Source organism: Streptosporangium sp. NPDC002544, from assembly GCF_040295965.1.
GTDB lineage: Bacteria > Actinomycetota > Actinomycetes > Streptosporangiales > Streptosporangiaceae > Streptosporangium.
The window spans coordinates 1-24524 of record NZ_JBEOWJ010000010.1 but is presented as its reverse complement, the minus strand read 5'-3'; the positions used below and the strand labels follow the sequence as shown (position 1 = coordinate 24524).

Sequence of the window (24524 nt, the reverse complement as noted above, 5' to 3'; positions counted from 1 at the left end):
GGAGAGCGCGCCGTCCGGGGCCCGTCCCCCCGCCGGTTCAATCGTCCGATGTGAGACCGGCGGCGATCGCGGTCAGCTCGCGCTCGACCGCCCGCCTGCCGCCGAGATCCTTCACGTAATCAGGACTGATCATCACCTCGACCGCCCGTTCCTCGCCCACCTGCAGGAAGATGCTCGGGGTCCCCTTCCCGCCGTCCTCGCCGACCCACCGGTTGACGACATAACCGGTCCGGCCATTGCCGAGGGGCACCTGTTTCCCCTTGTTCAAAACGCGGTAGCTCTGCCACTGCTCGTCGGCGCGTGCGGCGGCCAGACCCTCGAAGACGAAGATCTGGACACGGTAGGAGCCCTCGCCGTCGTCCGGATAGCTCCACGTCGTGGAGTACTCGTCGCCTCGGTTCACCGCCCAGGCGTTCCGTACCAGGCCGCCGGTCATGTATCCCACGTGGACGCGCCCCAGGGTGTTCCCGGTGCCGATGCCGACGGGCGTACGGAAGACGCGCGGGGTGGCCGTGGGCGTCGGCGTGGGCATCGGGGGTTCGGTGAACAGGGGCTGTGGCGCGTCCCGGTCGCCGGTGTCAGGCTCCGGCGTCCCGGAGGTCGCGACCTGGTCGTGCGGTGCGGGAGCCGGGTTCAGCGCCAGCTGGACGGGGGCCGCGATCCCCGCGACGGCCGCCGCGGCGACCACGGCGGTGATCCTGATCCGCCTGGCGCTCCTGCGCCGCGAGGACCGGATCACCCGCTCGGCCAGGCCGGGGGCCGCGCGCAGCCGCGCGGTCTCGTCCGCCATGATCTGGCGGATCTCCTGCTCAAGCATGGGCACTCCTGATCGCCTCCTCCAACGGCTCCCCGCCGATCGCCGGCCGCAGCTTGGCGAGCGCCTTGGACGCCTGGCTCTTGACTGTTCCCGTCGAGCAACCGAGGATCTCCGCGGTCTGCGCCTCGCTGAGGTCCTCCCAGTAGCGCAGGACGACCACCGCGCGCTGCCGGGGCGGCAGCTCGCGCAGCGCGTCCATGAGCGCGTGGCGGAGCGGGATGTCGGTCTCCCGCGACGGCCGTTCCGGCGGGGTGCCGGTCGGGATGATCCTCAGGACCGCCCTGCGCCGGGCACGGCTGATGGCGGTGTTCACGATGATGCGGCGGACGTAGGGTTCCGGATCGCTGTCGCTCCGGACCCGGCCCCAGTTGCGGTACGCCCGCTCCAGGGCCGTCTGCAGCAGGTCCTCGGCGTCCTCGGTGGCATCGCAGGCGAGATGGGCGATCCTCAGCAGGCTCGTGCCGCGTGCGGCGACGAAAGCTGAGAATCCAGCATCATCTCGGCCGGTCACCTCAGTTCATCCGATCTCATACCTCTCCATACGCCTGAGCGGAGAGAAGGGTTGCCCGCCGCCGATTTTCGGTAAAACCCGTCACCGACCTGCGCATCGGCGATCCTGGGCTCCGGAGACCGGCTCCAGGTATACCCCCGGGGGGTTGCTGGAAAGGGGGGTGGTGTGGCACTGTGGTGGAGTCGATAGATACCCCCCGAGGGTATTGAGGAGGAGTGATGAACGGCGCGATCAAGGTGGGTGCGTACGTGGTCGGCCTGGCGGCGGTGTTCGGCGGCGCGCTGGGGGTCGGCCGGGTGGTCGGGCCCGTTGGAGGCGCGGTGGCCGAGGCCACTCGCGATGCGGGCCACGGCGCCGAGCCGGGCGCCGGCCATGCCACCGGGGCGGGCGCGGGGCACGACGAGGGGCCGGGGGCGGTGCGGGCACCGGCCGTTCCCGGCGGGCTCCAGGTCTCCCAGGGGGGATACACGCTCCTGCCGGAGACCGACGAGGTCAAGGCGGGCAAGCGGACCGACTTCCGCTTCTCGGTGATCGGTCCCGGCGGCCAGCCGGTCACCGGGTTCACCACCCAGCATGACAAGAAGCTGCACCTCATCGTGGTCCGCCGCGACCTGACCGGCTTCCAGCACCTGCACCCCACCCAGAAGGGCGGGGTCTGGTCGGTCCCGCTGGAGCTTCCCGCCGCCGGGGAGTACCGGGCGTTCGCCGACTTCGCCCCGGAGGGGGCGGAGGCCATGACGCTCGGCATGGACCTGTCGGTGGCGGGTGACTACCGGCCCGAGCCGCCGGCCGTCCCGGCGGAGACCGTGAAGGTGGGCGACTACACCGTCACCCTGGCCGGCGACCTGGTGCCCGGCCGTACCAGCATGCTCACGCTGTCGATCTCCAAGGACGGGAAACCGGTCACCGACCTGGAGCCCTACCTGGCCGCGTACGGTCACCTGGTCGCGCTCCGTGACGGTGACCTGGCCTACCTGCACGTGCACCCCGACGGCGCGCCCGATGACGGGCGCACCGCGCCCGGCCCGGACATCACCTTCTACGCCGAGGTGCCGAGCGCGGGGACCTACGGGCTCTACCTGGACTTCAAGCACGCCGGCACCGTGCACACCGCCGCCTTCACCGCCGCCACCAGCCCGGATTCCGAGGCCGGTGGGGCCACGGCGCCGACCGGGGACGGTCACGGCTCCCACGAGCACGGACAGTAGCCGTGAAATACCCCAAGGGGGTTACGTGTTCCCAGGGTGAGAGGGCAGAGCATGTCCGCCCCCACCCGCGGCGGGGACGACCGCCCGAACGGGCCGGTGCCCAGCCCCCGACGAGGCGCACGGCCGAGTACGACGACAGACGAGACACAAGGAGAGGACATGACGTCCATGACCACCGGTAGGCCGCCCGCCGGCGGCGAGATCGAGCTTGCCATCGGTGGCATGACCTGTGCCTCCTGCGCGGCACGCATCGAGCGCAAGCTCAACAAGCTGGACGGGGTGACCGCGACCGTCAACTACGCCACCGAGAAGGCGAAGGTCGCCTACCCCGGTGACGTCACCCCCGAGGACCTGGTCGCGGAGGTCGAGAAGGCCGGATACACCGCCGAGCTGCCCGCCGCGCCGTCCCCCGAGGGGACGGAGGAGCCGGTCGAGCCGGACGTGCTCACGCCGCTCAGGCAGCGCCTGATCATCTCCATCGTGCTGTCGGTGCCGGTCGTCGCGATGGCGATGATCCCGGCGCTGCAGTTCGACAACTGGCAGTGGCTCTCCCTGGCCCTGGCGGGACCCGTCGTGGTCTACGGCGGCTGGCCCTTCCACCGGGCGGCCTGGACCAACCTGCGGCACGGCGCCGCGACCATGGACACGCTGGTCTCGATGGGGACGATCGCCGCATTCGCCTGGTCCCTCTGGGCCCTGTTCTTCGGTACGGCCGGGATGCCGGGCATGCGGCACGGCTTCGAGTTCACCCTCTCCAGGGGCGACGGCTCGGGGAACATCTACTTCGAGGCCGCCGCCGGAGTGATCACCTTCATCCTCGCGGGCCGCTACTTCGAGGCCCGTTCCAAGCGCCGCGCCGGTGCCGCGCTCCGCGCGCTGCTGTCGATGGGCGCCAAGGAGGTCACGCTGGCCTCCGGGGAACTCGTTCCCGTCGACAGCCTCAAGGTGGGAGATCTCTTCCTGGTACGGCCGGGGGAGAAGATCGCGACCGATGGCGTGGTCGAGGAGGGTTCCTCGGCCGTGGACACCTCCATGCTGACCGGTGAGTCGGTTCCCGTCGAGGTGCGGCCGGGGGACACCGTGGTCGGCGCCACCGTGAACGCCGGGGGACGGCTCGTGGTCAGGGCCACCCGGGTCGGGTCGGACACCCAGCTCGCCCAGATGGCCAGGCTGGTGGAGGACGCGCAGAACGGCAAGGCCGCCGTACAGCGGCTGGCCGACCGGATCTCCGCGGTGTTCGTGCCGATCGTGATCGCCCTGTCCGTGGTCACCCTGGGCTTCTGGCTCGGCACCGGTTCCGGAGCCGCCGCGGCCTTCACCGCCGCCGTGGCGGTGCTCATCATCGCCTGCCCCTGCGCCCTGGGCCTCGCCACGCCGACCGCGCTGATGGTCGGCACCGGTCGCGGCGCCCAGCTGGGCATCCTGATCAAGGGGCCCGAGGCGCTGGAGTCGACCCACGGCATCGACACCGTCGTGCTGGACAAGACCGGCACCGTGACGTCGGGCACGATGACCCTCAAGGACGTCTTCACCGCGGAGGGGCAGGATCGCGACGAGGTGCTCCGGCTGGCCGGGGCGCTGGAGGCGGCCTCCGAGCACCCCATCGCCCGCGCCGTCGCCCGCGCCGCGGACTCCACCGCCAAGGTCGAGGACTTCGCGAACATCGAGGGCCTGGGCGTCCAGGGTGTCGTCGACGGGCACGCCGTCCTCGTCGGGCGCCCCCAACTGCTCGCCGAATGGTCGCAGCACCTGCCGGCCGACCTTTCTGAGGAGCTGGACCGGGCGTGGGCGCGCGGGGAGACCGCCATCGCGGTCGGCTGGGACGGCAAGGCCCGCGCGGTGCTCACCGTCGCCGACGCGATCAAGCCCACCTCGGCCGAGGCGATCGCCGCGCTGCGCGCGCTCGGCCTGCGCCCGATCCTGCTGACCGGCGACAACGAGACGGTGGCCCGTACGGTCGCCGAGGCCGTCGGCATCAACGCCGTCGACGACGTCATCGCCGACGTGCTGCCCGCGGACAAGGTGGAGGTCGTCAAGCGTCTCCAGGCCGAGGGCCGTACCGTGGCCATGATCGGCGACGGGGTCAACGACGCCGCCGCGCTCGCCCAGGCCGACCTCGGCATGGCGATGGGCACCGGCACCGACGTCGCGATCGAGGCCTCCGACCTCACCCTGGTCCGCGGCGACCTGCGGGTGGCCGCGGACGCGATCCGGTTGTCCCGCCGCACGCTGCGCACCATCAAGGGCAACCTGTTCTGGGCCTTCGCCTACAACGTGGCCGCCCTCCCACTGGCCGCGTTCGGGCTGCTCACCCCGATGATCGCCGGAGGCGCGATGGCGCTCTCCTCGGTCTTCGTGGTCAGCAACAGCCTCCGGCTGCGCCGCTTCAGGTGACCGGTCACCGTACCGGCACCGCCAGGTCGGCGGAGGGTGCGGGTTCGACGTCAGGGCTCGGTGCGGGGTCTCCCGCGCCGAGCCCGTCGCGTTCCGACAGCCGGAGGATCCTGCCGACCGCCGCTGAGTCCGCGGCGTAGATGTGCGGCACGTCGACGAAGATCCTCATCGACCCGCAGCCCACCGTGAGGCCGTCCGCCACCTCGCTCTGGACACCGCGCAGCGGCACGTAGTTCAGGTAGCTGGTGAACGCGTTCTGGGACCGGAAGGCGGCGGTCATGGCCAGCCGCCCGGCACGGAGCCTGAAGGCGAGGCTGGTCAGGCAGGGCACCGCGTCGGGCTGCTCGCCGGGAACGGTCAGCGAGATCCAACCGCTCTTGGTGTACGGCTTGGAGCGGAGCACGTCGACGATCCAGCCGAGCTGGTCGACACCGAGCAACTGGCGGAGCCGCCCTCCGTAACTGTACTTGAAGGGCGGCACGATCGACCGCTCGCTGAACTTGCTGGCGTACAGCGGGATCTTCCCCGCGTCGCCATAGCACTTCAGGACCGGATCGTCCCAGGCCAGAGTGGTGATCTCGAACAGTACCGCCGGTGCCTCGATGATCGGGCCGCGGTCGTCCAGGGCGGGCCGGCCGTTGTTCGTCACGTGTCGCATCAGCCAGATCCACGTCTCCCCACAAGACGCGAATCTGAGGAGGTCGGGCATTCAGGTCTCCACGTTGGGGAAATGGAAGGGATTGTGTGGGAGTCGGCGTTGCCGGGAAACGTTGGCGCGGACGTAGTAGACGAAGTAGTGGATCATTGCGAGCAGTCCGATGATCACCAGGAGCAGGGCTGTGGTGGGCACGACCCCGATCATCCCGAGCACGCCGACCGCGATGTAGGAACTGTTGACCAGGGCCAGCATCATCACGTTGATCCCCGGCCAGGCCAACGGCGCGTACGTCTCCGGATAGCGGGGGTCCACCGGCAGGTTGGGAGTCCAGCCGAGGGCCGAGAACTGGTCCTTGAGGTGGACGACGTAGAGCAGACGGAAATTGTTGAGCGCCCGCGCGGTTCTCATGTGCGCGTTCACCGCCTCGATCAGCCGCAGGAAGGGCAGTACGCTGAGCAGCCCGAACGCGGCGACCGTCGCGAACAGGTACCAGGGCACGCCCTGCCATGAGGTCAGCATGTTCGGGCTGATCACTTTCGCGCCGGTCAGCGCGATCGCGGCGGCGAACGGGGCGGACAGCAGGCTCATGGAGAGCCTGGTCATCTTGATGCGCTCGTCCTTGGCGGCCAGGTAGACCTGGTACGTCCCGGTGAAGTCCACGGACACGAGGGCAAGGAATTCCCTGGGTGCCACTGGCAGCCCGTCCAGGGTCTCGGGCAGTGCTTCCGCGGTCGCCCGCGGTGACATCTTCCGCATCGGGACCCCACTTTCGACGAAGAGTGGATTTTCCCGTAGGAAGATATTGACTCACTTGTCAGGCTAATGAGTGTGTTTTGACGACATATATCTCAGGACTTCTGCGGGCACGTCACCCACGGGGCGCGGCCGGCCGTTCACGGCGGCAGGGCAGGGCAGGGCCCGCCGGTGTCCTTCAGCCTTCCGCCGTCCCGGTCTCACCGGCCAGCAGTGCCTCCTCCACGGAGGCGGCCATCGTGAAGTAGCTCAGCAGCCCGGTGGTGGCGAGCATGTGGCGCAGCGTCCGGCTCGCCCCGGTCACCACCAGGCGGGTCCGTGCCTCCTGGCTCTGGCGCAGGATCCACAGCAGCTCCGCGAGCCCGGTGGAGTCGCAGAAGGTGAGCCCCGCCAGATCGAGGATGAGCAGGGGGGTGGCCTCGGCCCGTGTACCCGGAGCCGTCTCGAAGGGGGGCGGGACCAGCGGGGACGAGGAGGGCGGGTTCTCCGGGAGGAGCGGCGGGGGAGAGAGCGGAGAGCCGTCGGTGCTCGTGCCCCAGAAGCGGGCGAGTTCCCTCCGGAAGACCGGTGCGTAGTCGTAGTCGAGTTCGCCGATCGCCCGGACCACGATGGCGCCCTCGTACGCGCCGGTCGAGACGGAGAGCGCGTTCACACCTTCGGGTGGCATGGAAAGACTCCTCAATCCCGCGGTTCACAGGGCGGGCGTTCCCTCCGTCTTACCAGGTATGTGGAGCCGGCTGCCCCACCGGAGGGCGGAATCACCTGTCTCCGCCAGCTCCGCGAGGTCTTTTCTTATCCCCATGCGCTCTCCTCCGTCCGGATCGCCGCCTGCCGCGGGCCGCGGTGTGGCACCGGACGGCGGGCGGCTAAGTTGGACCCGCCCGCATCATTTATCTCACGAGCTAAATCTCTTAGATGGTAAGGAGAATTCGCGATGGAAGGCAAGTCCGGCCCCGGGGTCTCGCCGCTGGACGTCCTGGGCCGGATGGACCAGCTGATCGCGTTGAGTATGGTCGGGCAGCACGCGCTCGCCGAGCGCCTTGGCATCAACGTCACGGACCTGACGTGTCTCGGCTTCATCCTCGGCGCGAAAGGCGAGGCGCTCACCGCGGGGCGCCTCGCCGAACTGGCGGGTCTCACCACCGGGGCCGTCACCGGGGTGGTCAACCGCCTGGAGAGCGCGGGCTACGCCCGGCGCGTCCCCGACCCCCACGACCGCCGTCGCATCCGGATCGTCCCCGAGGGGGACCCGGCCGCCCGCATCGCGGTGGCGTACGAACCCACCTACCGGCGGCTCATCGAGCTCTTCGAGAGCTACGGCCCGGACGAGCTGGCCGCCATCTCCGACTGGTTCACCCGCGCCGCCGACGCCATGCGGATCTCGTTGGCCGAGATCCGCGAGTCTCCGGCGCCCTAGGCCCTGTCCTGCGGATCTTGCCGTGGCGAGGATCGGTCAGGTGGTGTCTCGCAAGGCGGAGGAGGGAGCCGCAGCGTGCTGCGGTGACCGACGACAACGCGGCGAGGCGCCGCCTGACCGACCGCGGTAGGCAAAAGATCCGCAGGACAGGGCCTGGCCCCGCCCGGCGGCGCGGGTGCGTCAGTCGTTCCTGAAGGGGTCGTGCTCCGCCAGCAGCTTGTCCAGCCTGGCCTGGTCGACGCGGTTGACGACCGCGGCCTCCTCGGTGCGGTCCCGGACGCACTTGGCGAGAGTGAACGTCGACGTCACCACGTAGAGCAGCCCGATGCCCATGAAGGACCGGACCCAGGTGGTCACGGGCAGGTAGGCGATACCGATCGCCATCGCCGCCACCGACAGTCCGAACGAGATGACGGCCTGCAGGTAGAAGGCAGGGGTCGTGGTGCTCTTCACCGGTCGTGTCATGCCTTCCATCGTCGGGACCGTCCGCCTTTCGAGGCATGAGTGCGGCTACTTAGTTACCGGTGAGTACGGCAGTGCGGCGACCGGCCTGAGGTGCTGAAAGCCCGCTTCGCCAAGGGGGGTCCGTGAACCGCCGTGGCGACATGGGATGATTGCCGGACCATGCCCGCGACCTGGCCTTTCCGTATCGCCCGCGCCGCCGCTTTCGCCGCGGTCTGCCTGGGTCTGAGCGTGATGGCGCATGTCCTGGCGGGAGGCTCGGTCTCCGCGCCGAGCGCGGCCGCCGCCCTGGCCCTCGCCTTTGGCGCGGCCCTCGCCGCCTCGGGGCGCGAGCGCACGCTGGCGGTGATCCTGCCGCTGCTGGCGGGCGTGCAGGCCGGGGTGCACGTGCTGTTCTCCCTCTCCCATGTCGCGTCCCCGGCCGAGATGATCGGGCATGTCCACTCGGGGTTGCTGCCCGGTCTGGGCATGCTGGTGGCGCACGGGTGGGCCGCCGGGCTGACCGCGCTCTGGCTGGCGCGCGGCGAGGCGGCGCTGTGGGCGCTGCTGCGACGGCTCGGTGCGCGGCTAGGCCGCGTGCTCATCGTGCCCGTGACCCCGGCGTACGTCTCCTTCCTCGCCCCGCCCGCGATCGAACCGGGCGTTCTCCGCTCCGCCGTGCTGCGCCATGTTCTCAGCCGGCGTGGCCCTCCCCGGACCGTCACCGCCGCCTCCGGCTGACCGCACGGGTCACCCGGGGGCATCACCCGTTCCCGAGCCCGCACGCGCGGGCCTGCGCCGATGCGGCCTTCCTGCCGCCCGGCGGACCGAACCAGCGTGACAGTTCCAGGCTGCCTGCCCGGCATGGCCATCGAGCGGCGATCGACCGCGGCCTGTCGGCCGGCCGGCCAGAAGAGAGGCATCATCATGTCCGTTCGTCGTATCACCCCTGCCGGAATCCTGGTCGCGGCCGCGGTGGCCCTGGCCGGGTGCGGCTCCCAGAGCACCGTCGCCCCGGCAGCGGCCCCCGCCGAGGCCCCCGCCCCCGCCGCGGCCCCCGCCACCTCCGCCGCTCCCGCGTTGACGATCACCGACCCATGGGTGAAGACCGCCAAGAAGGGGATGAGCGCCGCCTTCGGCACCCTGGTCAACAACACCGACGCCGAGGTGACGGTCGTCTCCGTCGCCTCGCCGCTGTCGCCGAAGGTCGAGCTGCACGAGGTCGTCGACTCCAAGGGAAAGATGATCATGCGACCCAAGGAGGGCGGGATCGTGATCCCGCCGAAGGGCACCCACCAGCTCCAGCCCGGCGGTGACCACATCATGCTGATGGGCGTCACCGAAGCGGTGAAGCCCGGAGCTGAGATCCCCTTCACCCTCCATCTCAAGGACGGCGGGACCCTTGAGTTCACCGCGGTCGGCAAGGACTTCGCCGGAGGCCAGGAGAACTACCAGCCCGGCACGGACCCGGAGGGCCACGAGGGCATGGGCACGGGCGAGAGCCACGGCTGAGCGGGAAGCGGAGTAGAACTCATGCCAGATCCCCGAATCAGCCGTAGGGGACTGCTCGCGGGGGGCGCCGTCACCGCGGCCGGTGCCCTCGCCGCGTGCGCTCCCGACCAGGCTGTCCCCCCGGCCGCTCCCCGGCCCGCTCCGGCCGTCCCCGTCTCCGGTGGTTCCGCGGTGGAACCCTTCGACGGGGTCCACCAGGCGGGCATCGCGACCCCGCCACAGGCGTACGGGGTGTTCGTCGGCTTCGACCTGCTGCCGGGCACCGACCGCGAGACGCTAGGGCGGATGATGCGGCTGCTCACCGACGACGCCAGGCGGCTGACCCAGGGCAGGCCCGCCCTGGCCGACACCGAGCCCGAGCTGGCCCTGCTGCCCGCCAGGCTGACCGTGACCTTCGGATTCGGCCCCGGCCTCTTCGCGGCGGCCGGACTGGCCGACCGCAGGCCCAAGACCGTGGCGCCACTGCCCGCCTTCACCATCGACAGGCTCCAGAAGGAGTGGAGCGGCGGGGACCTGCTGCTGCAGATCTGCGCCGACGACGCCCTCGCCCTCGCCCACGCCCTGCGCATGCTCGTCAAGGACGCCCGCTCCTTCGCCAAGGTGCGCTGGACCCAGCGGGGCTTCCGGCGTGCCGCCGGCACCCACGCCGCCGAGGCGACCCAGCGCAACGTGATGGGCCAGCTCGACGGGACCGTCAACCTCTCACCCGGCACCCCCGAGTTCGACCGGGCCGTGTGGGTGAACGAGGGACCGGCCTGGCTGCGCGGCGGCACCACGCTGGTGCTGCGGCGCATCCGGGCGGAGATGGAGACCTGGGACGCCGTCGACCGGGTCGCCAAGGAGTTCACCGTGGGCCGCCGTCTGGACAACGGCGCCCCGCTCACCGGGCGCGACGAGCACGACGCGGCCGACTTCACCAAGCTCAACGCGATCGGCTTCCCGGTCATCTCCGAGCAGGCCCACATCCGCCGGGCCCACGTCGCCGATGCGGGAATGCGGATCCTGCGCCGGGTCTACAACTACGACGAGGGGCTCACCCCGGACGGGCACGCCGACTCCGGGCTGCTGTTCGCCTCCTACCAGGCCGACATCGCCCGGCAGTTCATCCCCATCCAGCGCAGGCTGGACGAGGCCGACCTGCTCAACGAGTGGACGACCCCGATCGGCTCGGCGGTCTTCGCCATCCCGCCAGGCTGCTCCCCGAACGGCTGGATCGGAGACACCCTCCTCACCTGACGGAATCCGTGCGGTAAAGAACGGTCTCAAAGGCCATTCCCTCCCCGGGATGCGGGACGGACAGGAGCACCATGGGCTCCTGACATCCGCACACCGGAGGGATCGAGATGAGACTCGCGGGCGCTCGTGTGCTGATCACCGGTGCGTCGTCCGGCATAGGGGCCGCGACCGCGCGGGCGATGGCCGCCGCGGGGGCCCGCCTCGTCCTGTCGGGGCGCGATCGGGGCAGGCTTGAGGCCGTCGCCTCGGAGACCGGCGGCCAGGCACTCGCCGGTGATCTCACGACGGACCTCGCGGGTCTCGCCGAGCGCGCGGGGCCGGTCGACGTGCTGGTCGGCAACGCCGGGTGCGGGTGGGCGGGGCCGTTCCCGGCGATGCCGGACGGTACCGTCGAGCGCCTGGTCGCGGGGAACCTGACCGCTCCCATCCTGCTGACCCGGTCGCTGCTGCCCGCCATGATCGAGCGCGGCCGGGGACACCTCGTCTTCGTGGCCTCGATCGCCGGAGCGATCGGGGTGCGGGACGAGGCGGTGTACGCCGCCACCAAGGCGGGCCTCCTCGGCTTCGCCGAGAGCCTGCGGTACGAGTCGCGCGGGATCGGCGTGTCCGTCGTGCTGCCCGGCGTGGTGGAGACCCCGTTCTTCGAGCGGCGCGGCGCCCCCTACACACGGCGATGGCCCGTGCCGATCCCCGCGGAACGGGTCGCCCAGGCGATCGTGTCCGCCGTCGAGTGCGGCAGGCCCGAGTCGTACGTGCCGGGCTGGCTGCGGCTGCCGGCCAGGCTGAAGGGCGTGGCACCCGGCCCCTTCCGCACCCTCGCCGGGATATTCGGCGGGCAGCCGGAGCTCAGCCGCCGCCCAGAGCCCGGATCGACTCCTTGAGGGAGGTGAGCGTGGCGAAGACGGCGGTCGGCTCGTATCCACAGTGGGCCATGCAGTTGGCGCACCGGTCATCGCGCCCCCGGCCGTAGGCGTCCCAGTCGGTCTCGGTGACCAGTTCCCGATAGGTGGCCGCGTAGCCGTCGGACATGAGGTAGCAGGGGCGCTGCCAGCCGAAGAGCGAGTACGAGGGGATGGCCCACGCCGTGCACGGGAAGTCGATCTTCCCTTCGAGGAAGTCGAGGAAGAGCGGGGTGTGGTTGAAGCGCCACCGCCGCCGGTTCCCGCCGGAGAACGCCTTGCGGAACAGCTCCCGGGTCTCCCGCACGCCGAGGAAGTGCTCCTGGTCGGGCGCCTTCTCGTACGCGTACCCGGGAGAGATCATCATCGCGTCGACGCGAAGATCGTCGTTGAGATAGTCGAGCACGTCGACGACCGTCTGCGGGCTGTCGGTGTTGAAGAACGTCGTGTTCGTGGTGACCCGGAAACCACGGCGCCGGCACTCCCGGACCGCGGCGACGGCCTCGTCGAACACGCCCTCCTTGCACACCGACTCGTCGTGGCGCTCGCGCATGCCGTCCAGGTGGATCGCCCACGCGAAGTACCGCGAGGGCTTGAACTGGTCGATCTTCTTGGGGATCAGCAGCGCGTTGGTGCACAGGAACACGTACTTCTTCCTGGCGACCAGCTCCCGGACCAGTTCCCCTATCTGCGGGTGCATGAGCGGTTCCCCGCCCGCGATCGAGACCATGGGTGCGCCGCACTCCTCGATGGCGGCCAGGGCCTGCTCGACCGGCATGCGCTGTTTCAGCACGTCGGCGGGGTGCTGGATCTTTCCGCAGCCGGCACAGTGCAGGTTGCAGGCGAACAAGGGCTCAAGTTCCACCAGAAGGGGGAACTTCGTCCGCCCGCGCAGCTTCTGGCGGAGGATGTAGCCGCCGATGCGAAGACTCTGACGGATCGGTGTCGGCATCTGGGTTGCATCTCCTTGGGTAATGGAACGGGACGGACTCCTCGGGGAGAGAGGGTGAGATCGCGGCGGCCCAGCGGGCCAGGACCGGGCCGAGCCGGCGCAGCACGCGGTACGCCACGGCGCCGCCGCGTATCGTGGCCGGGCGCAACAGCGCGGCACCGGCGATGTCGGCGACGACGCGCAGCGCGGCGAACGGCAGGCCGGGCACCGCGCCCGCCAGCGGCCCGGTCTCCATGTCGACGGCCGCCGCCCCCTCGGCGGCGAGCCTGCGGCGTTCGGCCCCCGTCACGATGTGATCGGAGGTGACCAGCGGTCCGGTACGCGCGGACAGGCCGGCCCGAGCCAGTTCCTCGGCCAGCGGCCACGCCGAGGGACAGGGCACCATCCGGCCCTCGAAGCGGATCTCGCTCGCCACCAGCACGTCTCCCGGGCGCAGGCCCTCGTCGAGCGCCCCGCAGAAACCGGTCACCGCCAGCGCGCCCGCCGGCGGGAGCCGCGCCGCCGCGCTCGCGGCGCGGCGCGGGCCCATCCCGGTCCGGATCACCCGCACCTCCTCGGTCGGCAGGCCGCTCCGTACGGCCCGCGCCTCGACGGCCAGGGCGGTGCAGATCAGCAGGCCGGTCACCCGGCGTCCACGGTGACCGCCTCGTCCCTCAGCGCGGGGCTGGGGTGCGAGGACACCTCTTGGGAGCGCACGTAACGGCCCAGCGCGCTGATCGGGAAGACGAGGCGGTAGAGGTGGTAGTTGATGTAGAAGGCGCCGGGGAAGCCGGTCCCGGTGAAGTACGGCTCGTCCCAGCCGCCGTCCGGGCGCTGGTGGCCGACCAGCCACTCCACGCCGCGCTCCACCGCCGGTGACCGCTCCCCGGCGGCGAGCAGCGCCATCAGGGCCCACGCCGTCTGCGAGGGAGTGGAGTGGCCGCGCCCGATCCAGCGGGGATCGGTGTAGGAGCGCAGATCCTCCCCCCAGCCGCCGTCGTCGTTCTGGTGCCTCTCCAGCCAGGCGACAGCACGTCTTATGCACGGCTTGCCGGGCCGTACGCCGGCCGCGATGAGCGCGGGGAGCACGGCGCCGGTGCCGTAGACGTGGTTGGCCCCCCAGCGGCCGAACCACGATCCGTCCGTCTCCTGCGCCTTCAGCAGCCAGACGACGGCACGTCGCACGACGGGGGAGTCCGGCCGCTCCTGAGCCAGCGCCTCGACGACGTGGGCGGTGACGTCGGCGGACGGCGGGTCGATGACCGCGCCGAAGTCGCAGAACGGCAGCTTCTTACACATCTCGCGGGTGTTGTCGGCGTCGAAGGCCCCGAAGCCGCCGTCGCGGGACGCCATGCCGATGATCCAGCGCACCCCGCGGTCGATGGCCGGCCTGGCGTCCGGATGACGCACCCGGCGCAGGGCGAGAATCGCCTCCGCCGTGTCGTCGATGTCCGGGTAGCCGTCGTTGTCGAACTCGAAGGCCCAGCCACCGGGTGCCAGCGAAGGGCGCCGTACGGACCAGTCGCCCCGGCCCCGGATCTCCTCGGTGAGCACCCAGCCGGAGGAGGCGACGAGGGCGGGATGGTCGGCGGGCAGGCCCGCGTCGAGAAGGCCGTTGATCGCGAGCACCGTGTCCCACACGGGGGACTGGCAGGCCTCCAGCCTGCGCCCCTTCTCGTCCCGGATGGTGAACCTGTCGAATCCCTCGATGCCCTTCCTCATCACCGGATGGTCGAGAGGGTAGCCGTGCAGGCTCAGCGCGATCAGCGAGTACACCCACGGCGGCTGGATGCCGCCCCAGGACCCGTCCGCCTCCTGCCTGGCCACGACCCACTCGGCGGCCCGCCTCAGCGCGGCCCGCCGCAGGCCGGGGACGGGACGTCGCTGGTAGCGGTGCAGGACGCGGTCGAGCACGGTGAACGGCCCGTGGGGGTGCGGCGGTGCGGGGCGTCCGGTACGCAGTTCGGCCAGGTCGAACGGGAGCGGCCGGACCGGGCGGTGCGCGCTCACGATGGTGAGCGGGACGATCGTCTGCCTGGCCCAGCAGGCCCAGTCGTAGACGTTGAGCGGGAACCAGCGCGGCAGGAACATCATCTCGGGGGGCAGCACCGGGAGGTCCTCCCATCGCCACTGCCCGAACAGCGCCAGCCAGATCCGGGTGAACACCCGGCTGGCCTCGATCCCACCGGATTCCCGTACGAACCGGGCCGCGGCTCGCATGTGCGGGGCGTCGGTCCGGTCACCGGCGAGCCGTAGCGCGGCGTACGCCTCGATCGTGGTGGACAGGTCGCCGGGGCCGTCGTGGAAGTTGGCCCAGGTCCCGTCGTCGCGCTGCTCGGAGCGGATCCAACGGGCCGCCTGGGCGGTGTCCTGCTCGGTGCGGATACCGAGGAACTCCCTGAGCAGCAGGTCTTCGGCGTCCATGGTCACGTTCGTCTGCAACTCGCCCTTCCACCACCCCTCGGGCGCCTGGAGGCCGAGCAGGTGGTCGCATGCCGCGTCGAGGGTGAGTTCGGCGGAAGTGGAAGCGGCGACGGTGGTCATGTCAGTGGCCCCTGGATGTGAGGAAGCGGACGATGTCCAGGAATTCGGCGCGGACGTCCGGGGGCATGTCCGCGCCGGTGAGATGATCTTCGGCGGCGTCGAGCCGGTGCTTGGCCTCGCTCTCGGCCCACGCCCGGCCACCGGCCTCCTCGACGAGCCGGGCGGCGTCGTGCAGGTCGGATTCGGACAGCGGCAGGGGATCGGCCAGCAGGCGGGCGAGCCGTTCACCGGCCGGCGTGTCGCTGGTGAGCGCGGCGACGATCGGCAGCGACTTCTTGCGGGCACGCAGGTCGGAAAGGACTGGTTTGCCGGTCGTCTCGGGGCTGCCCCAGATGCCCAGCAGGTCGTCGACGAGCTGGAAGGCCAGACCGGCCTCGGTTCCGAAGGCCGTCAGGGCGACGACCAGCGGAGCGGGGCCGTTCACCACGGTCGCACCGATCGAGCAGGCACAGGCCAGCAGGGAGCCGGTCTTCTGCGTGGACATCCGCCGGCACTCCGCCAGGCTCACGTCCGTGAGCTGTTCGAACTCCAGGTCGAGCGCCTGACCGGCGATCAGCTCCCGGGTGGCGACGGCCAGGTGCCGGGCGGCCCGCAGGCCGGGGAGGCCGCCCTCCTCAAGCAGCAACTCCCCCGCGAGCGAGAGCAGGGCGTCGCCGGCGAGGATGGCCGCGGAGCAGCCGAAGACGGTCCACGCGGCCGGTCGGTGCCGCCGCATCCGGTCGCCGTCCATGATGTCGTCGTGCAGCAGTGAGAACGCGTGCACGAGTTCCACCGCGGCGGCGACCTGCAGGCCCTGCTCCTGGCTTCCCCCCGCCGCTCTCGCCGACAGGATGGCCAGCGCCGGCCGTAGCGCCTTGCCGCCGGAGGCGGCGGGCAGGCCCGCCGGGTCGGCCCAGCCGAGGTGGTAGGCGGCGACGCGCGAGGTCAGTGGGTCGAGCCTGGCCACGGCGTCCCGGAGCACGGGTTCCACGAGCCCGCGGGCGACCACGACCGAGGGCGGGATGACCGCCGTCACCGGGGACGTTCCCTCTCCAGATGACGCCTGACCAGGAAGGTCGCGTTGAGTCCGCTACGCACGGCAGCCTCCATCGTGTCGGGCCAGCCCGTGTCGGTCCACGCGCCGGCGAGAAACAGTCCGGGCCACCGGGTGGCGGCCTCGGGGCGGAGCGCGCCACTGCCGGGGCACTGGCGGAAGGTGGCGCGACGTTCCCTCGTGACGAAGAAATCGATGATCCGTGCCTGCCGCGCTCCCGGGAAGATCTGCTCAAGCGCGGGTACGAACGTGGCTCGCACCCGCGCGGTGGGTACGTCGATCCACTGGTCCGCCGCGGAGACCGAGACCGCGAGGTACTGGCCTTCGCGCAGTCCCGCGGCGCCGGTCTTGTCGAACACCCACTGCACGGGCGAGTCCACGACCGCCGCGAACGGCATCCGGGTGACCCGCCGGTCGTAGACGACGTGCACGTTGACGATCGGACTCGCGTCCAGGCCGCGCCAGCGCTCCCTGCCGGGAGCGGCCTGTTCGGGGACCAGGGCCGCGGCCTGCTCGTGCGCCGTGGCGACGATGACGGCGGGCGCCTCGACCCGGCTGCCGTCCACGATCACGGAGCCTCGCTCGATGGCGGTGACCTTCGCCGCCAGGCGTACGGCACCGCCGCGCCGTTCGATGGCGGCCCGTGCCGCGTCGCCGTGCAGCTCGCCGAGGGGCACGGCGGGAACGCCGATGTCGGCGGCTCCCGCCCGGCCGAGCAGCGCGGTCTTGAAGACCATCGCCGCGGGCCCCAGGGCCGCGCCCTCGACCCCGACGTTCAGGGCCGCCATCGCGAACAGCTCCCAGAGGGCGTGTCGCGCGCGCTCGCGCTGCCCGTGGGCGGTCAGCCAGCTCCCGAGGTCGGTCAGGTCCAGCGCGGGGTCGGCCGGGTCGAGCCGGCGAAGGGCGAGTGAGACCCGCATCGCGCGCAGCCGGTCGGCGGGCTTGAGCAGCCGGTATCCGGCCAGCGCCGGCAGCAGGTGGAACGGTCCCGGCAGCATCCCGCGTCTCAGCCGCCCGTACCGCCCCGCGGGGGTGAGCACCCGTACGTCGAACCGGTCCTGCAGGTGTACGCGCCCGGCGACGCCGAGCCGGTCGAGCAGGCCGCGGTAGGCCGTGCAGCAGCGGAGGAACACGTGCTGGCCGTTGTCGACGCTCAGCCCGTTCCTGACGAAGGAGTGGGTGGCGCCGCCCAGCCTCGGCCGGGCCTCGTACAGGGTCACGCGGTGACCGGCCTCCCCGAGCGCGACGGCGGCGGCGATGCCCGCCAGCCCGCCGCCGACGATCGCGACCGGAGCGCCGTTCATCGGGCGGCCCCCGCCAGGGCGCGCGCCGCCACCATCGCCTTCTGCCACGGAGGCAGTGACAGCCGCGAGGCCAGTGCCTCGGCGGGATCCGCGGCGATGCGGCCGAGCAGGCACCGGTAGATGCCGGCCATCGCCGCGGTGCACGCCGCGCTGCGCACGTCGAGTGCGGTCAGCAGGCGCATGCCGTCGTCGAACCAGTCGCGCGCCCGGTCGGCCTCGAACCGCATCAGCGCGGCGAGCCGGTCGGGAGGGTCGGTGAACCTGCCGGAGGAGTCGATGTTCAGGGTGCATCCGAATTGCCTGAGGTCCTCGGCGGGGAGGTAGGTCCGCCCGGCCAGCCGGTCCTCGCGCACGTCCCGCAGGATGTTCGTGATCTGCAGGGCCACTCCCAGCGCGTCCGCCAGGTGCGCCACCCTCGCCGCGTCCCTGCCGTCGCTCTTGCCGTCTCCGGTGCCCGCGGTGCCGAAGACTCCGAGGGAGAGCCGCCCGATCGACCCGGCGACGCATCGGCAGTAGGAGAGCAGCTCGTCGAAGTGCTCGTAGGTCTCCCCGCGTACGTCCGCGGCGCAACCGTCGATCAGCTCCTCGAACGCCGACAGCGGCAGTGGGTAGCGGAGGGCGGTGTCGTGCAGCGCGACCAGCACCGGGTCCTCGGGGTCGGGCCGTGCCGCGCCGAGTGCGGCGCGCGCGGCGGCCAGCTCGGTCAGGCGCTGCCCGTCGGGGCCGTCCCCGTCGGCGATGTCGTCGATCCGGCGGGCGAACGCGTAGACCGCGCTGAGCGCGCGGCGCTTGGGAGTCGGCAGCAGCCGGAGACCGTAGGAGAAGTTCCGCGCCTGACCGCGGACGATCTGTTCGCAGTGCCGGTAGGCGTCAGCGGTGTCCACGGTCGTACCCCCCGCTCGTGAGGATCCGCAGCCAGGCCGTCAGGAACCGCGCGCCGCGCGGGCGTACGGCGCGGCCGAGAACGTCGTAACCGGCCTGGGCGAGTGCCGCGCTGGTGGCCCGGCCGCCCGCGATGTAGCCCGCGATGGCGAGGCGGGCGAACCCCGTCGCCGATCGGGCGAGCCGGTCCCCCTCGTCGAGCAGCCGGTCGGCCCGCCGCGTCTGGAGCGCGACGACATCGCGCAACCGCGCCGAGGCGGTGGCCGCGGCGAGATCGTCCTCGCCGCAGCCGAACCGGCGCAGATCCTCTCCTGGCAGGTAGACGCGGCCTCGGGTGTAGTCCTCCCCGACGTCCTGGCAGTGTTCGATGATCTGCAGCGCCGTGCACACGCGGTCGGACAGGGCCAGGCGGGAGGGGGTGACCATGTCGAACACGTGCAGCACGATGTGCCCGACGGGGTTCGCGGACAGCTCGCAGTAGGAGAGCAGGTCGTCGAAGGTGTCGTACCGGCTGACCGTCTGGTCGCGCCGGTTGGCCTCGATCAGCCGGTGAAAGGGCTCGGCCGGGACGGAGCAGGTCTCGACGGTACCCGCGAGCGCGCGGATGGCCGGCAGGCGGGGAGCCCGGCCGGCGTACAGGCGGGCGAGGTCGTCGTCGACGGTGTCGAGCAGCCGGAGCGGATCCTCGCTCTGCGCCTCGTCCCCGATGTCGTCGACGGTCCGTGCGAAGCCGTACACCGCGAGGAGGTGGCGGCGATGGGTACGCGGCAGTAAACATGAGGCGACCGGGAAGTTCTCCCTGCGCGCTTTGAGCATGACGCTCCGCGTATCGGCTCCCCTCAAATTCATAAATTGAGGTTGTCCCCGGCGGGCTGTTATAAACGCGGATGAACGATCTGCTGGTTTTTATCGGTGAGAGCTGGGAAAATATTTAGTATCGCGTTATATCTCTACCTTTGGAAAAATGGTTGTTATTTTGCCGGGAGGTGAGTCGGGTCGGGTTGGGGTAAAAGCCGTCACAAAAAGCGGTACGGCTTTTGCGGCAGGTTTTTTCAAGGAGCGGTGATCTCACGAACGTCATGAAGGGGCGTGCGGCCGCCGGAGACGCCGTGGTCCCGGAGCGGTCCGATCCGCAGACCCGCGGCGCGGCAGCGGTTCACCAGTTCGGGCAGGGCACCGAGTCCCGACCGCCAAGAGCCGGGGGCCGAGGTGTGGTCGGAGTCGTGCAGCAGGAGCGTCGCCCCGCCCCGCAGGCCGGATGCCAGCGTGGCCAGCACCGAGGCCGGGCTCGCCGAGCGTGTCCAGTCCCTGCCCCAGGCGGTCCACAGGACGGGACGCAGTCCCCGCAGACGGGCGGCGAGCAGTGTCTCGGCGCTGAGGACGCCGTAGGGCGGCCGGTACCACGTGGGATCGACGCCGGTGACGGCGGCGACCAGATCGGCCGCCCTGTGCGTCTCGGCCGCCATCCGGCCGGGGCGGGTCGTCAGGGCGTTCTCGTGCGACCAGCCGTGCACCGCGATCTCATGGCCCTCCGCGACGATGCGGCGGCCCAGCGCGGGGTGACGTTGGAGCATCTCGCCGAGGACGAAGAAGGTGGCCCGGCATTCGAGCCGCTCCAGCTCCGCGAGGAAACGCGGTGTGGATCGCGGGTCGGGCCCGTCGTCGAAGGTCAGCGCGACATGGTCGGCGAGGCCCACCCCGGCGAGGCCGGGCAGCAGTCGGCGCACGGAGGGCAGCCAGGTCGCCGCGGGCCCCACGTGCAGAACGGCCAGACCGGCGAGGGCCAACGCGGCACGGTTCACCGTGTCAAGTCTGGGTCACGGGGGCCGTGATGCCAACGCGACGCACGGTGCTGATCGTCAGTGCCGGTATGGGGGCCGGGCACGACGCGGTCGCGGTGGAGCTGGCCAGGCGGCTCGCCGCCGAGGGCGTCGAAGCGGAGATCGTCGATGTCCTGAAGCTGCTGCCGTTCCGGCTGGGAGTGGCGCTGCGCGGTTGGTACGGCTGGATGATGCGCTCCGCGCCCTGGCTGTACGCGCTGATCTACCGGGTCTTCTTCGTGTCGGACCGGGCGCCGCCGGCCTCGCCGCTGACGATAATGGCCGCGGCACGGCTGCGCGGGCTCATCCGCCGCCGGATGCCGGCCGAGGTCGTCTCGACCTTCCACCTGGCCGCGCAGGCGGTCGGCCACCTGAGGCTACATGGCCGCCTGCCGGTTCCCAGTACCGTCCTGCTGACCGACTTCGCGGCGCATCGGCTCTGGTTGCATCCGGGCAACGACCGGTACCTGTGCTCGGATCAGGCGACCGCGCGCGTCGTGCACGCCGCGACCGGCCGCCCGGCGTTCTGTCACGCGCCCCTGGTACGCCCGGAGTTCCGGCGGTCAGCGGCCGACACGGCGTCGGTGCGTGCCCGGATCGGTGCCCGCGCCGGGGAGCGGCTGGTCCTCGTCTCGGCCGGCGCGTGGGGGGTGGGCGGAGTCGAGGAGACGGCTCGCGTGCTGGCGCGCTCGGGACGGTACCTGCCCGTCGTCCTCTGCGGGCACAACCGCGAGCTGCGCCACCTGCTGCGGCACACCGGTGTCGCCCTCGGCTGGTGCGACGACATGCCGGACCTGATGGCCGCCGCGTACGCGCTGGTGGACAACGCGGCGGGCCTGACCTGCCGGGAGGCGATGGCCGCCGGAGTGCCGGTCATCTCCTACCGGCCGATTCCCGGCCACGGCAGGGACGGCGCGCGGGCCATGGCGCGGGCCGGGCTGAGCGTGTACGCGGATGACGCCGGGGAACTGCTCACCGCGCTGGATCGCCTCGGGTGCGGGGCGGAACGGATGCGGCGGATCGCCAGGGGAGCCGCCCTGTTCGACGCCGCGCCCGCGGAGTCCTTCCTCACCTCCGCGAGGCCCCTACCGGACGAGCGGCGACCGGCTCAGCCGGACACTGCCGTAGAAGATCAACCCCACCCCGATGAGCTCCGGGACGACCCACCAGCCAAGCCGGATGTTCTCGCCGAACAGCGCGACGCCGTACATGATGCTGACGACGGGGTCGGCGATGTTGAGCGTCGGCTGCACGACCACCAGGGACGCGCTGCTCAGCGCGCTCTGCAGCACGAAGACGCTGAACAGGCCGGCCACGATCATGGCGTACAGCGACCAGCTGGTCAGTACGGCGGCGTCCTCCGCGGCGAAGATCTCGGTGTTCTCCTTTATCAGCGCGGCGGTGAAGGCGAATCCCAGGGCGGAGGTGATCCCGAGCAGGGCACCACGGGACGGACCGCTGCGGATCTTCGCCATCGCGACCAGACCGGCGGCGACGCCGACCGTCACGACCACGGTGATCAGCCAGATGTCCGTGGTCGGGGACCGGGTTGCGCTCTGTCCCGGATCGGCGGAGATGAGGAAGACGGCCAGCCCGACGGTCAGGATGCCGATGGCCAGCCATGACCCCCGGTCCAGATGGACGTGCAGGATGAGCGAGACGAGGATCATCGTGAAGGGCAGCTCGGTGACGAGAATGGGCTGTACCAGAGCGAGGGCGCCGAAGTTCAGCGCGGCCGCCTGCAGCAGGAAGCCCCCGATCAGCGCAGCCATGCCGCCCAGCCATGAGGGTTGCCGGATCAGGTATCCGATCAGCGCCAGCTTGAACACACGGCTCTGCGGTGCGGTTCGCGCCGCCTGCCGCTGCAGCACCGAGGAGAGGGCGTTGCAGGCGGCGGTGAGCACGGCCAGGATCGCCGCGGTCACCGGCGCACGGCTTTCCGGCTCCCGATGGTGTGCCGTCCGGCAATGAAGATCATCGAGCGCGTCACCTTTTCCGCGATGTCATGGTGCCTCGGCACCGTTCCGGCGACAGAGACGTGGGCGGGCTATGGCGTGTTGACCGGCAGAACGCATCCCGTGGCGACGGCGTGTCCGCGGGACATGGATTCCTCCTCGACCTTGGCTTTCAGGGTCTGAGGGGAAGATCGCCCCCTGTCACGGGTTGATCACGTGATGCGGGCAATGTCACCTTAATTCAGTGGCGGAGGGCCTGGCGGTAAATGCCGCGCGCCACGCGGGCGGCGGTTCGGCACCGATCCGCCGCGAAGAATTCACCGGGGTTCTGGGGCCTTAGGGTTTTCTACGGCATTTGGCTGATATTTGTGGATTTGCGGGATAGCGGCGGTCGTCATCCGGAATGAGACCGCGACGGGTTCGCCGGAGAACGGTTGTCGGAGCTGCCTCCTACACTCCCGGCATGGATCTGAGACGGCTCACGGACGAGGTCGAGGCGGTGTCGAGCACCTATGCGCGCAGGCACGGGATCACCCGGGACGACACCTGGTTCCTGCTGAAGCTCCAGGAGGAGGTCGGCGAGTTGACGCAGGCGTTCCTGATGCGCTCCGGCCAGGCCAGGGACAAGGGGCACTCCGCCGACGAGTTGGAGCTGGGCTTCCGGTCCGAGCTCGCGGACGTCCTGTCGCAGCTCCTGGTCATGGCACGACATCACGGGGTCGACCTGGAGGCGGAGGTCGAGCGAAAGTGGATGCCCTGGCACCCCGACCGGCTTCCCGCCGACGGCAGCGGGACGACCGGCGCCGGTCTGCACGAGGCGGCAGGTCCCGCTAGCGGCCACGCTCCCTGATCGCCGCTTCGATCCGCAGGCCAACGCCGATCACCGTCAGGATCAGCATTCCGGTGAGGGCCTGGTCTGGCAGTTCCCAGTCGTTGGCGACAAAGAGCAGGAGAGCCTGAGCCACCCCAAGAACGAAGGCCACATTTCCGGCGGCCCTCACGCTCTCCGCGTCATGGTTCGTCTTACGGGAGGCGGTGTTCTCCGGCTCGTTCACGGTGAGGATCATCCCATCTCGGTAGAGCACGGTTTTTCTCCGCTCTGGGCCATTGGCTCCCGCCGAGAGCGTCAGGAGTCGCGGAGCAGTTTGATCAGCAGGACGAGGATCAGAATGGCGACGGCCACGGCGGCGAAGAGGACTCCGAGGGCGACGACACCGATCATGATTAGTTCGGGTGTTTCGGGGAGGATGGGGTCGCTTCCCGCGTAGGCCGGCACGGTGACTCCTGGTCAGATATGGATTTTTGAGGATATGTGATGTCGCCAGGGCCGGAAAGCCAGTCTGGCGCAAAAGGGTCGTACCTCTCACAGGCGGAGGTCTTGGCGCGGCCGACCGTCGTCCGTGCTCCCATACGACGACATGGGTCAGGTTGAGGTGGCCGGGATTCCCGTCTGAGTTGCGTATATGAGGACCATGGCGGGCGACGTCCGTGCTTCGGGCAGGGCACGTCGCGTCGATGTCGTCTGCTGTGCCCGTGCACCCGCGGTTACGACAAGGTCGTGCACGGTACGGGGTTCAAATGCGACATACGCTCTGAGTATGGTGCAAAGCAATGCGGAAAGCGTGGACGGCTACCTCGCCGAGGTGTCTGACGAGCGCAGGGCGGTCCTGACCGACCTACGCGAACTGTGCCGTACGGAGCTCAAGGGCTTCACCGAGGTCATGGCGTATGGAATGCCCGCGTACCAGCGGGACGGCACCGTTGAAATCGCCTTCGCAAGCCAGAAGCAGTACATCTCCTTCTATCTCCTGCGCAGCGATGTCCGCGAGGCCTTCGAGCAGCGCCTGGCCGGGCAGGACATGGGCAAGGGCTGCCTGCGCTTCCGTAAGCCGGAAAAGATCGATCTCGGCCTCGTACGGGATCTGCTGACGGCCACCGCGGCCGAGCCGGGCAAGATCTGCTGACGCGGAGGGGCGCTGGACCGGGTTGCGATACCCGGGTGGTACGAACCGCGGGAGACACACGCGACGGGTGGTGGGTGGGGACAACGGCAGCGCTCCGGGATGCGCCGCTGCCGCTCGGGGTGCGGGCTGAACCGTGCGACGACGACGGCGCGCCGATGGCTCCCCGGCCACAGGCGGGCGCTCGTTCGACGAGTGTGCTGAGAGTCCTGTCGTCCGCACCGCCGGAACAACCGTTCCGGCGGTGC

The 24524-nt window shown here is 70.8% G+C and carries 28 protein-coding genes and 1 pseudogene; 11 read left to right on the top strand and 18 right to left on the bottom strand.

Annotated elements, in window-relative coordinates:
• Positions 1 to 37: 37 nt before the first annotated feature.
• Positions 38 to 817 (bottom strand): hypothetical protein, encoded by a 780-nt coding sequence (locus tag ABT061_RS16920; protein WP_350917931.1) that lies wholly within the window; start codon positions 815 to 817, stop codon positions 38 to 40.
• Complete coding sequence (locus tag ABT061_RS16915) at positions 810 to 1328, bottom strand: SigE family RNA polymerase sigma factor (protein WP_350917929.1); 519 nt, start codon at positions 1326 to 1328, stop codon at positions 810 to 812. Before ABT061_RS16915 ends, ABT061_RS16920 begins: the two co-directional genes overlap by 8 nt.
• Positions 1329 to 1546: 218 nt before the next feature.
• Between ABT061_RS16915 and ABT061_RS16910 the strand changes: the two genes are divergently transcribed.
• On the top strand, positions 1547 to 2536 hold the full coding sequence (locus tag ABT061_RS16910) for a DUF8832 domain-containing protein (protein ID WP_350917927.1): 990 nt from the start codon (positions 1547 to 1549) through the stop codon (positions 2534 to 2536).
• Positions 2537 to 2695: 159 nt separating this feature from the next.
• A complete protein-coding gene (locus ABT061_RS16905) occupies positions 2696 to 4930 on the top strand; it encodes a heavy metal translocating P-type ATPase (RefSeq protein WP_350917924.1) in 2235 nt (744 codons plus the stop codon).
• A 4-nt stretch (positions 4931 to 4934) separates the two neighbouring features.
• On the opposite strand, the gene ABT061_RS16900 is transcribed toward ABT061_RS16905, so the two are convergent.
• The 3 genes from ABT061_RS16900 to ABT061_RS16890 all read right to left on the bottom strand — a co-directional run bounded on the left by ABT061_RS16900 (position 4935) and on the right by ABT061_RS16890 (position 7008).
• On the bottom strand, positions 4935 to 5588 hold the full coding sequence (locus ABT061_RS16900) for a thymidylate synthase family protein (RefSeq protein ID WP_350917921.1): 654 nt from the start codon (positions 5586 to 5588) through the stop codon (positions 4935 to 4937).
• A 51-nt stretch (positions 5589 to 5639) separates the two neighbouring features.
• Complete coding sequence (locus ABT061_RS16895) at positions 5640 to 6335, bottom strand: hypothetical protein (RefSeq protein WP_350917918.1); 696 nt, start codon at positions 6333 to 6335, stop codon at positions 5640 to 5642.
• A gap of 184 nt (positions 6336 to 6519) precedes the next feature.
• The gene (locus tag ABT061_RS16890) at positions 6520 to 7008 is read right to left on the bottom strand and encodes an STAS domain-containing protein (RefSeq protein WP_350917915.1); all 489 of its coding nucleotides are present in this window, start codon (positions 7006 to 7008) and stop codon (positions 6520 to 6522) included.
• A gap of 267 nt (positions 7009 to 7275) precedes the next feature.
• Between ABT061_RS16890 and ABT061_RS16885 the strand changes: the two genes are divergently transcribed.
• Positions 7276 to 7758: a MarR family winged helix-turn-helix transcriptional regulator gene (locus tag ABT061_RS16885; protein WP_350917912.1), complete on the top strand. Its 483-nt coding sequence runs from the start codon at positions 7276 to 7278 to the stop codon at positions 7756 to 7758.
• A gap of 180 nt (positions 7759 to 7938) precedes the next feature.
• On the opposite strand, the gene ABT061_RS16880 is transcribed toward ABT061_RS16885, so the two are convergent.
• Positions 7939 to 8223 (bottom strand): YiaA/YiaB family inner membrane protein, encoded by a 285-nt coding sequence (locus ABT061_RS16880; protein ID WP_350917909.1) that lies wholly within the window; start codon positions 8221 to 8223, stop codon positions 7939 to 7941.
• Positions 8224 to 8382: 159 nt separating this feature from the next.
• On the opposite strand from ABT061_RS16880, the gene ABT061_RS16875 reads away from it, so the two are divergent.
• The 4 genes from ABT061_RS16875 to ABT061_RS16860 all read left to right on the top strand — a co-directional run bounded on the left by ABT061_RS16875 (position 8383) and on the right by ABT061_RS16860 (position 11828).
• Positions 8383 to 8940, top strand: a complete 558-nt coding sequence (locus tag ABT061_RS16875) for an MFS transporter (RefSeq protein WP_350917906.1) — start codon at positions 8383 to 8385, stop codon at positions 8938 to 8940.
• A 186-nt stretch (positions 8941 to 9126) separates the two neighbouring features.
• On the top strand, positions 9127 to 9711 hold the full coding sequence (locus ABT061_RS16870) for a copper chaperone PCu(A)C (protein WP_350917903.1): 585 nt from the start codon (positions 9127 to 9129) through the stop codon (positions 9709 to 9711).
• A gap of 21 nt (positions 9712 to 9732) precedes the next feature.
• Positions 9733 to 10947 (top strand): Dyp-type peroxidase, encoded by a 1215-nt coding sequence (locus ABT061_RS16865; protein ID WP_350917900.1) that lies wholly within the window; start codon positions 9733 to 9735, stop codon positions 10945 to 10947.
• A gap of 107 nt (positions 10948 to 11054) precedes the next feature.
• A complete protein-coding gene (locus ABT061_RS16860; protein ID WP_350917897.1) occupies positions 11055 to 11828 on the top strand; it encodes an SDR family NAD(P)-dependent oxidoreductase in 774 nt (257 codons plus the stop codon).
• Here ABT061_RS16860 and hpnH read toward each other — a convergent pair.
• The 8 genes from hpnH to ABT061_RS16820 form a co-directional block, all read right to left on the bottom strand.
• Positions 11794 to 12798, bottom strand: coding sequence for an adenosyl-hopene transferase HpnH (hpnH, locus tag ABT061_RS16855; protein WP_350917894.1), 1005 nt, complete (start codon positions 12796 to 12798; stop codon positions 11794 to 11796). The genes ABT061_RS16860 and hpnH overlap by 35 nt on opposite strands.
• Complete coding sequence (locus ABT061_RS16850; RefSeq protein WP_350917891.1) at positions 12701 to 13423, bottom strand: phosphorylase family protein; 723 nt, start codon at positions 13421 to 13423, stop codon at positions 12701 to 12703. The genes hpnH and ABT061_RS16850 overlap by 98 nt, the downstream gene beginning before the upstream one ends.
• On the bottom strand, positions 13420 to 15321 hold the full coding sequence (gene shc / locus ABT061_RS16845) for a squalene--hopene cyclase (protein WP_350917888.1): 1902 nt from the start codon (positions 15319 to 15321) through the stop codon (positions 13420 to 13422). Before shc ends, ABT061_RS16850 begins: the two co-directional genes overlap by 4 nt.
• Position 15322: 1 nt before the next feature.
• Positions 15323 to 16336, bottom strand: coding sequence for a polyprenyl synthetase family protein (locus ABT061_RS16840; RefSeq protein ID WP_350917885.1), 1014 nt, complete (start codon positions 16334 to 16336; stop codon positions 15323 to 15325).
• On the bottom strand, positions 16333 to 17658 hold the full coding sequence (gene hpnE, locus ABT061_RS16835; protein ID WP_350917882.1) for a hydroxysqualene dehydroxylase HpnE: 1326 nt from the start codon (positions 17656 to 17658) through the stop codon (positions 16333 to 16335). Before hpnE ends, ABT061_RS16840 begins: the two co-directional genes overlap by 4 nt.
• Positions 17655 to 18542, bottom strand: coding sequence for a presqualene diphosphate synthase HpnD (gene hpnD / locus ABT061_RS16830; RefSeq protein WP_350917879.1), 888 nt, complete (start codon positions 18540 to 18542; stop codon positions 17655 to 17657). The genes hpnE and hpnD overlap by 4 nt, the downstream gene beginning before the upstream one ends.
• Entirely contained in the window at positions 18529 to 19356 is an 828-nt protein-coding gene (gene hpnC, locus ABT061_RS16825) for a squalene synthase HpnC (protein WP_350917876.1), read from the bottom strand. Before hpnC ends, hpnD begins: the two co-directional genes overlap by 14 nt.
• 236 nt (positions 19357 to 19592) lie before the next feature.
• Positions 19593 to 20342: a polysaccharide deacetylase family protein gene (locus ABT061_RS16820; RefSeq protein WP_350917873.1), complete on the bottom strand. Its 750-nt coding sequence runs from the start codon at positions 20340 to 20342 to the stop codon at positions 19593 to 19595.
• A 29-nt stretch (positions 20343 to 20371) separates the two neighbouring features.
• On the opposite strand from ABT061_RS16820, the pseudogene ABT061_RS16815 reads away from it, so the two are divergent.
• A pseudogene (locus ABT061_RS16815) lies at positions 20372 to 20842 on the top strand (MGDG synthase family glycosyltransferase); the annotation flags it as partial.
• Positions 20843 to 20889: 47 nt separating this feature from the next.
• On the opposite strand, the gene ABT061_RS16810 reads toward ABT061_RS16815, so the two are convergent.
• Both ABT061_RS16810 and ABT061_RS16805 read right to left on the bottom strand, forming a co-directional pair.
• Positions 20890 to 21237 (bottom strand): hypothetical protein, encoded by a 348-nt coding sequence (locus tag ABT061_RS16810; protein WP_350917870.1) that lies wholly within the window; start codon positions 21235 to 21237, stop codon positions 20890 to 20892.
• A gap of 208 nt (positions 21238 to 21445) precedes the next feature.
• Positions 21446 to 22285, bottom strand: coding sequence for a DMT family transporter (locus ABT061_RS16805; protein WP_350917867.1), 840 nt, complete (start codon positions 22283 to 22285; stop codon positions 21446 to 21448).
• A 42-nt stretch (positions 22286 to 22327) separates the two neighbouring features.
• Here ABT061_RS16805 and ABT061_RS16800 point away from each other — a divergent pair, with 42 nt between their 5' ends.
• The gene (locus ABT061_RS16800; protein WP_350917864.1) at positions 22328 to 22498 is read left to right on the top strand and encodes a hypothetical protein; all 171 of its coding nucleotides are present in this window, start codon (positions 22328 to 22330) and stop codon (positions 22496 to 22498) included.
• Positions 22499 to 22778: 280 nt separating this feature from the next.
• On the top strand, positions 22779 to 23165 hold the full coding sequence (locus ABT061_RS16795; protein WP_350917861.1) for a nucleoside triphosphate pyrophosphohydrolase family protein: 387 nt from the start codon (positions 22779 to 22781) through the stop codon (positions 23163 to 23165).
• On the opposite strand, the gene ABT061_RS16790 is transcribed toward ABT061_RS16795, so the two are convergent.
• Together ABT061_RS16790 and ABT061_RS16785 are read right to left on the bottom strand one after the other, a co-directional pair.
• Complete coding sequence (locus ABT061_RS16790) at positions 23146 to 23370, bottom strand: hypothetical protein (protein WP_350917858.1); 225 nt, start codon at positions 23368 to 23370, stop codon at positions 23146 to 23148. The two genes, ABT061_RS16795 and ABT061_RS16790, sit on opposite strands and share 20 nt — an antisense overlap.
• Before the next feature lie 71 nt (positions 23371 to 23441).
• Positions 23442 to 23591, bottom strand: a complete 150-nt coding sequence (locus ABT061_RS16785) for a hypothetical protein (RefSeq protein ID WP_350917855.1) — start codon at positions 23589 to 23591, stop codon at positions 23442 to 23444.
• Between the two features lie 322 nt (positions 23592 to 23913).
• Here ABT061_RS16785 and ABT061_RS16780 point away from each other — a divergent pair, with 322 nt between their 5' ends.
• Positions 23914 to 24279, top strand: a complete 366-nt coding sequence (locus tag ABT061_RS16780; RefSeq protein WP_350917852.1) for an iron chaperone — start codon at positions 23914 to 23916, stop codon at positions 24277 to 24279.
• The last annotated feature ends 245 nt before the right edge of the window (positions 24280 to 24524 follow it).

Bases quoted from the DNA above. Each gene is read 5' to 3' on its own strand.
- ABT061_RS16920 (WP_350917931.1), bottom strand. From the start codon at position 817: ATGCTTGAGCAGGAGATCCGCCAGATCATGGCGGACGAGACCGCGCGG.
- ABT061_RS16910 (WP_350917927.1), top strand. From the start codon at position 1,547: ATGAACGGCGCGATCAAGGTGGGTGCGTACGTGGTCGGCCTGGCGGCG.
- ABT061_RS16905 (WP_350917924.1), top strand. From the start codon at position 2,696: ATGACGTCCATGACCACCGGTAGGCCGCCCGCCGGCGGCGAGATCGAG.
- ABT061_RS16900 (WP_350917921.1), bottom strand. From the start codon at position 5,588: ATGCGACACGTGACGAACAACGGCCGGCCCGCCCTGGACGACCGCGGC.
- ABT061_RS16895 (WP_350917918.1), bottom strand. From the start codon at position 6,335: ATGTCACCGCGGGCGACCGCGGAAGCACTGCCCGAGACCCTGGACGGG.
- ABT061_RS16890 (WP_350917915.1), bottom strand. From the start codon at position 7,008: ATGCCACCCGAAGGTGTGAACGCGCTCTCCGTCTCGACCGGCGCGTAC.
- ABT061_RS16885 (WP_350917912.1), top strand. From the start codon at position 7,276: ATGGAAGGCAAGTCCGGCCCCGGGGTCTCGCCGCTGGACGTCCTGGGC.
- ABT061_RS16880 (WP_350917909.1), bottom strand. From the start codon at position 8,223: ATGACACGACCGGTGAAGAGCACCACGACCCCTGCCTTCTACCTGCAG.
- ABT061_RS16875 (WP_350917906.1), top strand. From the start codon at position 8,383: ATGCCCGCGACCTGGCCTTTCCGTATCGCCCGCGCCGCCGCTTTCGCC.
- ABT061_RS16870 (WP_350917903.1), top strand. From the start codon at position 9,127: ATGTCCGTTCGTCGTATCACCCCTGCCGGAATCCTGGTCGCGGCCGCG.
- ABT061_RS16865 (WP_350917900.1), top strand. From the start codon at position 9,733: ATGCCAGATCCCCGAATCAGCCGTAGGGGACTGCTCGCGGGGGGCGCC.
- ABT061_RS16860 (WP_350917897.1), top strand. From the start codon at position 11,055: ATGAGACTCGCGGGCGCTCGTGTGCTGATCACCGGTGCGTCGTCCGGC.
- hpnH (WP_350917894.1), bottom strand. From the start codon at position 12,798: ATGCCGACACCGATCCGTCAGAGTCTTCGCATCGGCGGCTACATCCTC.
- shc (WP_350917888.1), bottom strand. From the start codon at position 15,321: ATGACCACCGTCGCCGCTTCCACTTCCGCCGAACTCACCCTCGACGCG.
- hpnE (WP_350917882.1), bottom strand. From the start codon at position 17,658: ATGAACGGCGCTCCGGTCGCGATCGTCGGCGGCGGGCTGGCGGGCATC.
- hpnC (WP_350917876.1), bottom strand. From the start codon at position 19,356: ATGCTCAAAGCGCGCAGGGAGAACTTCCCGGTCGCCTCATGTTTACTG.
- ABT061_RS16810 (WP_350917870.1), bottom strand. From the start codon at position 21,237: ATGACCGGCACTCCGGCGGCCATCGCCTCCCGGCAGGTCAGGCCCGCC.
- ABT061_RS16800 (WP_350917864.1), top strand. From the start codon at position 22,328: ATGAAGATCATCGAGCGCGTCACCTTTTCCGCGATGTCATGGTGCCTC.
- ABT061_RS16795 (WP_350917861.1), top strand. From the start codon at position 22,779: ATGGATCTGAGACGGCTCACGGACGAGGTCGAGGCGGTGTCGAGCACC.
- ABT061_RS16780 (WP_350917852.1), top strand. From the start codon at position 23,914: ATGGTGCAAAGCAATGCGGAAAGCGTGGACGGCTACCTCGCCGAGGTG.